Origin of the sequence: Ancylobacter sp. (assembly GCF_965229075.1) — a bacterium.
Classification (GTDB): domain Bacteria; phylum Pseudomonadota; class Alphaproteobacteria; order Rhizobiales; family Xanthobacteraceae; genus Ancylobacter.
In genome coordinates, this window is the sequence record NZ_CBDDIO010000001.1 from 444,817 (window position 1) to 457,117 (window position 12,301).

At 67.5% G+C, this 12,301-nt stretch carries 7 protein-coding genes; 5 read left to right on the plus strand and 2 right to left on the minus strand.

Annotated features, from left to right (window positions below):
• Positions 1-37 precede the first annotated feature (37 nt).
• Positions 38-1,618, plus strand: coding sequence for a glutamine-hydrolyzing GMP synthase (gene guaA / locus ACO07Z_RS02320; protein ID WP_421697865.1), 1,581 nt, complete (start codon positions 38-40; stop codon positions 1,616-1,618).
• Here the strand turns inward: guaA and ACO07Z_RS02325 are convergent.
• Together ACO07Z_RS02325 and ACO07Z_RS02330 are read right to left on the minus strand one after the other, a co-directional pair.
• Entirely contained in the window at positions 1,573-4,056 is a 2,484-nt protein-coding gene (locus ACO07Z_RS02325) for a YbcC family protein (protein WP_421697866.1), read from the minus strand. The genes guaA and ACO07Z_RS02325 overlap by 46 nt on opposite strands.
• 30 nt (positions 4,057-4,086) lie before the next feature.
• The gene (locus ACO07Z_RS02330; protein ID WP_421697228.1) at positions 4,087-5,658 is read right to left on the minus strand and encodes a proton-conducting transporter membrane subunit; all 1,572 of its coding nucleotides are present in this window, start codon (positions 5,656-5,658) and stop codon (positions 4,087-4,089) included.
• A 106-nt stretch (positions 5,659-5,764) separates the two neighbouring features.
• Here ACO07Z_RS02330 and ACO07Z_RS02335 point away from each other — a divergent pair, with 106 nt between their 5' ends.
• The 4 genes from ACO07Z_RS02335 (at position 5,765) to ACO07Z_RS02350 (ending at position 12,279) form a co-directional block, all read left to right on the plus strand.
• A complete protein-coding gene (locus ACO07Z_RS02335; protein ID WP_421697229.1) occupies positions 5,765-6,661 on the plus strand; it encodes a LysR family transcriptional regulator in 897 nt (298 codons plus the stop codon).
• A 142-nt stretch (positions 6,662-6,803) separates the two neighbouring features.
• Entirely contained in the window at positions 6,804-10,469 is a 3,666-nt protein-coding gene (locus tag ACO07Z_RS02340; RefSeq protein WP_421697230.1) for a PAS domain S-box protein, read from the plus strand.
• A gap of 212 nt (positions 10,470-10,681) precedes the next feature.
• Positions 10,682-11,860, plus strand: a complete 1,179-nt coding sequence (locus tag ACO07Z_RS02345; protein ID WP_421697867.1) for an alpha/beta hydrolase family esterase — start codon at positions 10,682-10,684, stop codon at positions 11,858-11,860.
• A 113-nt stretch (positions 11,861-11,973) separates the two neighbouring features.
• A complete protein-coding gene (locus ACO07Z_RS02350; protein WP_421697231.1) occupies positions 11,974-12,279 on the plus strand; it encodes an antibiotic biosynthesis monooxygenase family protein in 306 nt (101 codons plus the stop codon).
• The last annotated feature ends 22 nt before the right edge of the window (positions 12,280-12,301 follow it).

The following is a 12,301-nucleotide window of genomic DNA, read 5'->3' on the forward strand; positions in this document are numbered from 1 at the left end:
CGCCCGCGCCGCCGAGAGCCACCAGATAGAGCCCGCCATGACCCAGTTTGAACCGACCGCCGCCACCGCCGAGCACGACACCATCCTCATCATCGATTTCGGCTCGCAGGTCACGCAGCTCATTGCCCGCCGCGTGCGCGAGGAGGGGGTCTATTCCGAGATCGTGCCGTTCCAGAGCGCGGCGGAGGCGGTGCGGCGGCTCAACCCGGTCGGCATCATCTTCTCCGGCGGCCCGGCCTCGGTGATGGACGAAGGCAGCCCGCGCGCCCCGCAGGAGGCGTTCGACCTCGGCGTGCCGATCTTCGCCATCTGCTACGGCCAGCAGACCTGCGCGCTGCAGCTTGGCGGCGCGGTGGAGGGCGGCCACGCCGCCGAATTCGGCCGCGCCGAGGTGACGGTGCACAAGCCCAGTGCGCTCTATGACGGCGTGTGGGAAGTGGGCGAGCGCTATCCCGTGTGGATGAGCCATGGCGACCGCGTGACCCGCCTGCCGGAAGGCTTCGAGGTGGTGGCCACGTCCGAGAACGCGCCCTTCGCCGTGGCGGTGAATGAAGAGCGGCGCATCTACACCACCATGTTCCACCCGGAAGTGGTGCACACGCCGCATGGCGCGGCGCTGATCCGCAATTTCGTCCGCAAGATTGCCGGTGCCCGCGGCGACTGGGGCATGCGGGCCTATCGCGAGGAATCCATCCGCCGCATCCGCGAGCAGGTGGGATCGGAAAAGGTGATCTGCGGCCTGTCCGGAGGCGTCGATTCCTCGGTTGCGGCGGTGCTGATCCACGAGGCGATCGGCGACCAACTCACCTGCGTCTTCGTCGACCACGGGCTTCTGCGCCTCGGCGAGGCGGAGAAGGTGGTGACGCTGTTCCGCGACGCCTACAACATCCCGCTGGTGCATGTGGATGCCTCCGAGATGTTCCTCAGCGCGCTGGAAGGCGTCACCGACCCCGAGGTGAAGCGCAAGACCATCGGCAAGCTGTTCATCGACGTGTTCGAGGCGGAAGCGAAGAAGGTCGGCGGCGCCGCCTTCCTCGCCCAGGGCACGCTCTATCCTGACGTGATCGAGTCCGTCTCCTTCACTGGCGGCCCCTCGGTGACGATCAAGAGCCACCACAATGTTGGCGGCCTGCCTGCGCGCATGAACATGAAGCTGGTGGAGCCGCTGCGCGAACTGTTCAAGGACGAGGTGCGGGCGCTCGGCCGCGAACTCGGCCTGCCTGATGTGTTCGTCGGCCGCCACCCTTTCCCTGGACCGGGCCTCGCCATTCGCTGCCCCGGCGAGATCACCCGCGAGAAGCTCGACATCCTGCGCCTCGCCGATGAGATCTACCTCGAAGAGATCCGCCGCCACGGGCTTTACGAGGAAATCTGGCAGGCCTTCGCCGTCATTCTGCCGGTGAAGACCGTAGGCGTGATGGGTGATTTCCGCACCTATGACTATGTGGTCGGCCTGCGCGCCGTGACTTCGGTGGACGGTATGACGGCGGATTTCTACCCGTTCGACATGGCCTTCCTCGGCCGCGTCGCCACCCGCATCGTCAACGAGGTCAAGGGCGTCAACCGCGTGGTCTACGACGTGACCTCGAAGCCGCCCGGGACCATCGAGTGGGAGTGACGCGGGACGGGATCGGCATGGGGCTGAGGCTCGGCCTTACCGGCCGTCTCGCTCAGACTGTGCTCCCAGTCGAGGTCGCCGGCGTAGCGCCATGCCATGCGGCCTTCGCGGTCCAGGGTGAACAGGTGCAGCCAGCGATTGTCGAACAGCGCGCGGACCCCCGGGTGACGTTCCAATATGCCGGCCACCGCCTCACGCGGAGCCTCGATCAGCACGGAAAGGCGCAGGGGTTCATGCGTCAGCCGCTCGCCATCATGCACAGACTGCCAAGGCAATCCCGCCCGCAGCAGGCCGCCATTGCCTTCGACCACGCCAATGCCGCCGGTCACGTTGTGCAGCAGCTTGTTCCCCGCTCCGAGGACTTCGGGTGCGACGGTTGATCCGTAATATTGCAGGCTGATCCAACTGGCGACGACCACGGGTGCGGTCAGGATCAGCTCCAGCACGCCAAAGCCTTCGTCCCGCCGCCAGTCATAGTCGTGGAGAAAGGCTCTTCCGGCGAGATCCAGCCCGGCCGTGCGCGACCGTGGCGCGGCGATAAAGGCCTGGCACCCGGCCAGCGCCCATTCGGGGCGCAGTTCGGCCCAGTTCCGGGCGCGATGCGAGATGTCTCCAGCGCGCTGTGCGCGGGGCAGGCGCAAGGCCCGTTCTCCCCGCGCGAGCACGCCGGCGGATGCCAGCCAGAGCTTCGCCCGGTCGATATCTTCGCCATGGGCATCCGTGGGATGCTCGGCGGTGTAGATGGTCACATCATCCGTGGTCGTGTCGTGCAGGGCGGCGAGGAAAAGCGTGTCGCCGGGGATGGCGATGCCGCGCTCGACCAGACCCGCCCTTACCTCCGGGTCATTGAGCAGCGAGGCCAGCAGCCGCGCATTCACCTCGCCCGAATAGCCACCGCACGCGCCGCAGTTCAGCGCGCTGGCATGGGGATTGTTGACCACGCTGGCCCCGTGGCCGGCGAGGAGAACGAGCCGTGCAAAGCCCGTGGTGAGCGACATCGCCTTGAGCACGCGCATGGCCATCGTCACCCTTGTGGGAAGGTCGAGACCCTGCACCGGGCGCGGCGCGGGATCGTCGGGCGCATGATTGCTCGTCAGACCGAGCCCATCCCGCAGGAGCTTGGCGACATAGATCGGGCCGGTGGCTTCGACGAAAGCGAAGGAGGAAATGGCGGCCAGCTTGAAGCGTCCCCACGCGCGATGGGCGCGGGCGGTGATCCGCGCGGCCAGGTCCGCCTTCGCGACGGCCGCCGACGCGTCGCCCGCGCAGGTGAAAACGCCCGGAGACAGCAGCACCGGCAGGCGCGCCTCGACAATGTCGGAGGCGAAGCGGCGATGGCCGATGCTCAGCCCGAAGAACCCGGCGAAACCGAGGGTGCGGATGCCGGGATCGAGGCTCTCCAGCGCGCGGCGGAAAACTTCCGAGCGCACGTCGATGCAGAACGCCATTTGCAGCGTCGGACGTTCGCCTTCTGCGGGAGACGGCGCGCGTCCCGCCAACAAGGTGGCGAGCCGCCTCTGCGCCGCGCGTTCGCTCGCTTCCTGCAACAGAGCGTCGATGATGTCGTCCGGGGAGGCGGAAACCGGCTCGGCATAGGCCGCGCGAGCGGCCTGCCACTGCGGCACGAGCGCAGCGCCGAAATGGCGCAGCAGAGCCACTTCCCAGATCAGGCGGATGGCGAGGAGGTCGGAGACGGACGCGTCGGTGCCGCCGCCCAGTTCCGCCTGCCAAAGCCGATAGCGGGCGAACTGGCTCCAGCCCCCGAGCGACGCCAGCAGCCGGTGGAAATAGCCCTCCAGCGCCGCCCCTGAGAGGCCAAGGCGGGCGACACAGTCGGTGATCGCGTCTTCGGCCTTGGGGGGCGCCTCCGCCACTTGCCGTGCGAAGCCGGTGGGGCCGGCGATTTCGGGCGTCAGATCGCGCGTCGCGATGATCCGCCACGCGCTGTAGGCGCCGTCCGTCCGCCCAGCGGCCCAGAGCGCCTGGCCTTGGTCGAAATGGCCCGCAGCCCAGTGGCTTATGCGCTCAGATACCACGCCCGGCCAGTCGATCGCATCGGTATCCCGGGCCAGATCGGCGACGGTTGGGAGCGCGTGAGGGGCGGGGCGTTCGGATTGGATGGCCTCCATGAGCGCGGCGAAGGTCGCCGGCCGGCCGGCCGCGGGCGCGCTCCGGAAGGCCGCGTGTAGATCGTCCTCGGTCATCTCGCCGGACCGCAGCCGCTCCGTGTACCAGCTCCGTGGCATGGTGAGCGCGATGCCGGCCGCGCGGCGGAGGCGGGCGGCGGCAGTCGCGAGGGGCTCGCCGGTTTGGCCCAGAAAGGGATTGACGGCAACGCTTGAGGCGAGGGGCCAGAGCGGGGGAATAGCGCGCGCGGCCCGGTCGGCCGCCTCGAGGACGGCATCAGGCGACAGCAGCGGCGGAGTGATCGGGGTCATCAGCATGGGCTTGTCCTGGAACTTGTTTCTTCACGACGCCTTGGAGACGGACCAGCCGCCGAGGATGCGATCGAGGATGGCGTTGACATAAAGGCCATTGGAGAGATGGACGCGCAGGCCGGCGGCGGCGGGATGCGAGGCCCAGAGCGGGAACAGCGCCTGTGCGACGGCCACCAGCCCGGAGCTCAGTACGGCGAGCGCCATCAGTGTCCATTCCAGCCGTCCTGGCGCCGGCGTCGATGGAAGAAGCCCCCGCGTCAGCCATTCGGCCGTAGTCTGGAGCGCGAAGTACCCAATGGCGGCGGCACCGGCGAAGAGCGCGGTCTTGCGTGTCAGCGGTCGCGGAGCGGCGTCGGCCAGACCCTGGGCGAGCAGGTAGGCGACGCCGAAGATCAGGATGGCGCCGAGCGCGAGCGCTTGGGGCGACTTATGCTCGAAGCCGAAGGTGGCGCCGAACGCCGCCCCGATCACGGCATAGATGGCGAGCGCGATCAGGAAGGCGCGGCCGACCGCAAGCCCGTCGGGGACGGCGACCGGTCCCGGGCGCCGAAGGGCGGCGACCTGCTCGACCGCTCCGCCGGAGGCAAGAAACGCATGCGCCTTGTAGAGCGAGTGGGCGACGATATGGAGTAGGGCCAGCGGAAACAGCGCCAAACCGCACTGCAGCATCATGAAGCCCATTTGCGCCACTGTGGACCAGGCGAGCGAGGTCTTCACCGCCGGCTGCGTCAGCATCACCAGCGCGCCGAACAGCGCGGTGAACCCGCCGATCATGGCCAGCACGGCGAGCACGCCGGGCGCTGCGAGCATCACGTCGGCGAAACGGATCAGCAGGAAGCCGCCCGCATTGACCACACCGGCATGCAGGAGGGCCGAGACCGGGGTCGGGGCCTCCATCACCTCGGTGAGCCAGCCATGGGTCGGGAACTGCGCCGATTTCAGCAGGGCGGCGAGTGCGAGCAGGGCGGCCGCCGTGACGATGAGCCAGGAACCGTTGCCCTTGCGCGCCAGCGCGTTGATGGTGGCGATATCGCTCGTGCCGGCATTCATCCACAGGAGAGCGCCGGCGATCACCAGCGCGGTGGCGCCGATCGCGGAGAAAAGGCGCTTCTTGCGGGCGGCCCGCTGCGCTGCCCGGCGTTCGGGATAGAACAGAAGCAGGCGATGCAGTGCGGCGCTGGTGGCGATCCATGCCGCAACCAGTTGGACGACATTGCCCGCGAGGACGAGAGCCAGGACCGCCGCGAGCGTCGCGCACAGCCAGCCGAGGAACAGGCCCTGCCGTGCCTCGCCATCGAGATAGGTGCGCGCGTATCGTACCACGATCCAGCCGATGAAGGTGACAAGCAGGAGCATGGTCGCGCTGACCGCATCAAGCCGGATCGAGAGGCCGATGCCCGCCCATCCGATAAGCCTGCTGTCGCCGGGGCCGCGAAGGATCAGAACCGCGAGTGACGCGAACGCGATTAGCAGCGCGCCGAACGCAGCGCCCTCCGCGAGAATGGGCACAAAGGGCGGGCGCCTGCCTTTGCGCGCGAACCCCCCAAGGGCGGCGAACAGCAGCAGGAGCGGTGCGATGAGTGGGAGCAGATAGAGCGACAAGGCGGGGTCCCCTGCACGAGTGGCGGTTGGCGGCCTTGGTTAGCGATGGGTGGAATGGAAGAAAAATTCATTGTCGGCGCTATATCGTTCGCTAATATCGAACGTCATGTCCTCGCTGAACTACAACCATCTGCGCTATTTCTGGGCCGTCGCGCATGACGGCCATCTCACCCGCACCGCCGAGCGGCTGAATGTCACCCAGTCGGCGCTTTCGGTGCAGATCCGCAAACTTGAGGAACGGCTGGGTCATGCGCTGTTCGAGCGGCGCGGGCGGCAGCTGCATCTGACGGAGGCCGGCAAGATCGTCCTCGATCATGCCGACGCGATTTTCGCGACGGGCGATGAACTGCTGGCGACGCTCCGCCAGACGGGGGCGGCGCGGCAGGCGCTGCGGGTCGGTTCGCTTGCCACGCTGTCGCGCAATTTCCAGATGGAGTTCCTGCGCCCGGTGCTTGGCCGCACGGATATCGATCTCGTATTGCGCTCGGGCAGCGCAGGCGAATTGCTGTGGGCGCTGGAGGCGCTCAATCTCGATGTCGTTCTGCTGAATCAGGCGCCGGCCGGTGATGCCCTCACTCCTTTCGTCACCCATCGTCTGGCGGAGCGTCCGGTCAGCCTGGTCGGGACCCCGGACCGGCTGGGCCATGCCGCGAGCTTCGCGGAGCGTCTTCGGCGCCATCCCATCATTTTGCCGACGGTGGACAGCCCCGTGCGCATCGGCTTCGACGCCTTCGCCGATCGCCTCGGCGTCCGGCCGCAAATCGTGGCGGAAGTCGAGGATATGGCGATGATGCGCCTTCTCGCCCGCGAGGACATCGGGCTGGCCGTTCTTCCGCCCATCGTCGTCAAGGACGAGATCGCGGCGGGCGTGCTCGTGGAAGGCGATCAATTGCCGGGCATCGTGGAGACGTTCCACGCCGTCACCATGGCGCGACGTTTCCCAAATCCCCTGGTCCGGCTTCTGCTCCAGCCAGTGCACATGCCGGCCCCCGCCGAGATCTAGACGATTGCCCGCAAGCTGAGGCCGACATGAGCGCCGTTGTGCGACCGAACGAAATTCCCCTGCGGGCGGAACTCGCTTGCCTCAGGCGCGTTTAGGCACGTCGAGGTCCCTTCCGGCGGGAGGCAGGGCCCACTCTTGGGTCATGGGGTGTGAAGTGCGGCTGGACGAGAGCGTCGTAAACACCGATCGCGCATTCATTGCCGGCGGTGGTCCCCTTGCGCGACGCATAGCGGCGTTCGACTGGTCCGCAACCCCCATCGGTCCGCTGGAAGGCTGGCCTGCCAGCCTTCGCCACACCGTCAGCCTGATGCTTGCCAGCCCGGTGCCGCTCGTCCTGCTGTGGGGCGAGCACGGGGTGATGATCTACAACGATGCCTATTCGGTCTTCGCTGGCGGACGGGACAGCCGGCTGCTGGGCTCCAATGTCCGGGAAGGCTGGCCCGAAGTCGCCGATTTCAACGACAATGTCATGCGGGTCGGCTTGGCGGGGGGCACGCTCTCCTATCGCGACCTGCCGCTGACCCTGCACCGCGACGGCCATCCCGAACAGGTCTGGCTCAACCTTGATTATTCGCCGGTGGCTGGCGACGACGGGGCGCCCGCCGGCGTCATCGCCATCGTGGTGGAAGTCACCGAGGCCCACCATACGCGGGTGGCGCTGGAAGAAAGCGAGACGCGGCTTCGCTTTCTCGACGCGCTCGGCCGCGCCGTGGCCGGCTCGCATGATGCGGCCGACATTCTCGCCATCACCACACGGATGACCGCCGAGCACCTCCACGTCTCCATCTGCGCCTATGCGGATATGGACGAGGACGAGGACGGCTTCACCATTCGCGGTGATTGGCACGCGCCCGGCTCACCCTCTATTCTTGGCCGCTACCGGTTGAGTGATTTCGGCAGTCATGTCAGCCATTACCTCCGGGGCGGGCGTCCGCTGATCTTGCGCGACACGAATGTCGAACTGGCCGCGCAGGAAGCGAGGGCCTTCGCCACTCTGGGGATCGCGGCGACGATCTGCATGCCGCTGGTCAAGGATGGTCGCCTGATCGCGCTGATGGCCATCCACGACCAGCGCCCCCATGACTGGTCGGACTATGAGCTGAGCGTCATCCGCGAGGTCACGGAGCGCTCATGGGCCCATATACAGCGTGCCGGCGTCGAGGGCGTTCTGCGCGAGCGCGAGGCGCATCATCGGCAAATCCTCGACAGCGCCATCGACTATGGCATCGTCTCCACCGATCTCGACGGGTTCTGCACCCTGTGGAACCGGGGTGCAGCCGAGATGCTCGGCTGGAGCGAGGCGGAGATGCTTGGCCAGCCCATGGACATCTTCTTCACCGCGGAGGACCGGGCGGCTGGCCGTCCCGCGGCGAAGCGGCGCGAGGCGCTAGAGTCCGGGCGGGCGCATGACGCGCGTTGGCACCTGCGCAAGAATGGCGAGCTCTTCTGGGGCCTCAGCGAGATGATGCCGCTACGCGATGAAAGTGGCCGGCCGATCGGCTTCGTCAAGCTCATCCGCGACCGGACGGCCGAGTATGAGGCGCAGGAGGCGCTCCGCCAGAGCGAGGAGCGGCTGCGCCGTGCCCAGGCGGCGGGTGGCGTCGGCCTGTTCTCCATCGATCTGCGTACCAATCTCATCAGCGCGACTCCTGAATTCTGCCGCCTGTTCGGCTTTGCTCCGACCCCGGAGATGCCGGCTGAGAGGGTCGAGGCGCTGGTGGTCCCCGAAGATGCCGGCATCATCTCCAATGCCGCGAGCCGCGCGGCCGGCGTCGCCCTGCTCGATGTCGAGTACCGCATCCGCCGCCACGACACCGGCGAGGAGCGGATCATGGCGCGCAAGGCCGCCTATGACCGCGACGAGGCGGGCGTGCCGCTGCGGCTGGTCGGCGCCGTGCTCGATGTCACCGAGAGGCGCCGCACGCAGATGGCGCTGGAAAAGAGCGAGGCGCAGTTCAGTGCGCTGGCGCAGAACATGCCAAATCAGGTCTGGACGGCGCGGGCCGATGGCGGGCTCGACTGGTTCAACGACCAGATCTACGCCTATTCCGGGACGGAGCGCGGCAGTCTCGACGGCGATGGCTGGACGCAACTGGTGCATGCCGACGACCTGCCAGGCGCCCGCGAACGATGGGCGCAAGCGCTTGCCTCGGGCGACACCTATGAGGCCGAGTTCCGCCTGCGCGCCGCCGATGGCAGCTACCGCTGGCATCTGGCCCGTGCCGTGCCGCTCATCGATGCGCGCGGAGCCATCACCGCCTGGGTCGGCACCAACACCGACATTGAGGCGCAGAAGCGGGCGGAGGAGGCCTTTGCCCAGGATCGCGACCGGCTCTGGCGGATCAGCCAGGACCTGATGCTCGTTTGCGACTTCGAGGGCGTCATCACCGCCGTCAACCCTTCGGCCGAGCGGCTTCTGGGATGGGACGAGGCGGAGATGGTGGGGCGCAGGATCGCCGAGTTCCTGCATCCCGAGGACTTGGAAGCGAACACGCGCGAACTGCAGAAGTGCTCGGACGGCCGGACCACGGTGGCCTTTGAGAACCGCTATCGCACCAAGGCGGATGAGTACCGCCTCCTTGCGTGGAGCGCGGTACCCGGCAATGGCCGTATCCATGCCGTGGGGCGCGATATCACCGAACAGCGGTCGGTGGAGGAAGCGCTGCGCCAGAGCCAGAAGATGGAGGCGGTCGGCCAGCTCACCGGCGGCATCGCGCATGATTTCAACAATCTGCTGCAGGGCATCACCGGCAGCCTCGACATTCTCGGCAACCGCATCGCGCAGGGGCGGACGGATGATCTCGCGCGCTGGGTGGGCGGGGCGAAGACCTGCGCCGACCGCGCGGCCTCGCTGACCCACCGGCTGCTCGCCTTCTCGCGCCGCCAGCCGCTCGACCCGCGCCCGGTGCGGGCCAACCCCCTCATTGCCTCGCTGGAGGACATGCTGCGGCGCACATTGGGCGAGCGTATCGAGCTGGAGCTGGTGCTGGGCGGCGGTCTGTGGCTGACGCGCTGCGACCCAAATCAGCTGGAAAGCGCCATTCTCAACCTCGCCATCAATGCGCGCGATGCGATGCCGGAAGGCGGCAAGCTGACCATCGAGACCTGCAACGCCCATCTCGACAGCCACTTCGCCGCCCGCCAGCGCGAGGTGAAGCCCGGCCAGTATGTCTGCATCTGTGTCACCGACACCGGCACGGGCATGAGCCGGGAAACCATTGCCCGCGCCTTCGAACCCTTTTTCACCACCAAGCCGATCGGGCAGGGGACTGGGCTCGGCCTTTCCATGGTCTATGGCTTCACCCGCCAGTCCGAAGGCTATGCCCGCATTTACTCCGAACTGGGGCAGGGCACGACGATCAAGCTCTATCTGCCGCGTTATCGTGGCGAGGAGGAGGTCGAGGAGGGCGGGAGCAGCCTCAGCGAAGCCCCGGGTTCGGAGGATGGAGAGGTGGTGCTGGTGGTTGAGGACGAGCCCGTTGTGCGCGGCCTCATCGTCGAAGTGCTGGGTGAGCTCGGTTATCGCGCCATTGAGGCGGGGGACGGGCCGAAGGGACTGGAAATCCTCCAGTCCCGCCAGCGCATCGACCTTCTCATCACCGATGTCGGTCTGCCCGGCCTCAACGGGCGGCAGGTCGCCGATGGCGGGCGGGTCTCCCGGCCCCACCTCAAGGTGCTGTTCATGACCGGCTATGCCGAGAACGCGGCGCTGGCTTCCGGCTTCCTCGAACCGGGCATGGCGATGATCACCAAGCCTTTCGCCATGGACGTGCTGGCAACCCGCATCCGCGAGATTATCGAGAAATAGTCGCACCTTAAGTCGAGTGAGGCCGTGGGCCGCGAGGCGCCATCACGGCCCAATATGTTGCGCAGCATGGATGCAGCGAGGGTTGTCGACATGCGTTTCCCGCTCACGCCCAGGCGACACCCCTTGTTTTTGTGCAGTGCAGCAACGATCTGGAGGGAGGGGCGTTAGCCTTCGCCGTCCAGATACTGGGCGCCGCAACCAGGAGACTTCCCTTGCGGACAATGTCGGACACCATGGCCCAGCTCGCCGCCTTCGGCGCGCGTCAGGGCTCGCTTTACACGCCGGGCTCATCGCCTAGCCGGCTCGAATCTCTCGCCGATTTCGGCTCCAATCCCGGGCGGCTGCGGGCGCATGGCTATTGCCCGGCGGGGCTTCCGAAGAACGCGCCGCTCGTCGTCGTGCTGCACGGCTGCAAACAGAATGCCGGCGACTATGACCATCGCTCCGGCTGGTCGCAACTCGCCGATCGGGCCGGCTTCGCGCTGCTCTATCCCGAGCAGAGCCCCGGCAATAATCCCAATCTGTGCTTCAACTGGTTCCGCCCCGGCGATACGCGGCGGGACTCCGGCGAGGCGCTGTCGATCCGCCAGATGATCGACGCGATGATCGCGACCTATGGCCTCGACCGCGACCGCGTTTTCGTCACCGGCCTTTCCGCCGGTGGGGCGATGGCGAATGTGATGCTGGCGACCTACCCGGAAGTGTTCGCCGGTGGCGCGATCATCGCTGGCCTTGCCTATGGCTGTGCCTCGAGCGTGCCGGAAGCGTTCGACTGCATGCGTGGGCAGGCGCCGGCGTCGGACGAGGAACTGTGGGCCCAACTGCGGCAGGCTTCGCGCCATGCGGGGCCGTGGCCGCGGGTGGCGATCTGGCAGGGTATGGCCGATCACACCGTGGCGCCGTCCAATGCCGAGGACATCGCCGCGCAATGGCGCACGGCGCATCGGCTCGATGACGCGCCGTCGCAGGAGGAAATCTCCGGAGGCCGGGTGCGGCGCATCTGGAGCAATCGGGCCGGGGAAACGGTGGTCGAGTTGAACACCGTCGCCGCCATGGGCCACGGCACGCCGCTGGCCAGCGATCTTGGTGCGCCTGGGCCTTACATGCTCGATGTCGGTATTTCCTCGACGCGGGAAATCGCCGTTTTCTGGGGTATTGCGGACGATGCGGCCGGAGCCGGTTCGGCCCACCACGTCCCGCCCAAGTCGGTATCCCTGAAACCTGCTCCCCGGAGCGGCCCGGCCCCGAAAAGGCCGTCGGCCGCGCCGCCACCGCGTGAGTCTCGGCTCACCGCGAAGCCTGACTCCGCCTCGCCCACGAGCCACGCGTCCGTTTCCCGCATCAAGGGCGTCATCGAGCAGGCGTTGCGGGCGGCGGGCTTGATGAAATAGCGCAGGTGCGCCCGGCGCCTCATGAACGGCGCCGCCTTGTTGCGGCGCCGGGTTCGTGCTTGTGATCCCTAGGGCGCCGCCGCGCGCCACGCTTACAAGGGTTGGGGAAACGCATGATCATCGAGATTGCCGAACTACGGATCAAGCCGGGCGAGGAAGCCGCCTTCAAGGCAGGCGTGGCCAAGGCCGCGCCGCTGTTCCTGCGCGCCAAGGGCTGCCATGGCGTCGCCCTGCACCAGGTGATCGAGACGCCGAATGTCTACCGGCTCGTCGTGCGCTGGGAGACGCTCGACAACCATATGGTGGATTTCCGCAACTCGGAGGATTTCCAGCTGTGGCGCGGCCTGGTCGGGTCCACTTTCGAGGCGCCGCCGGCGGTGACGCATGAGCGCATCGTCGATCTCGGGCCGGCCATCTGAGATATTGCCCGGCGACCGGGCG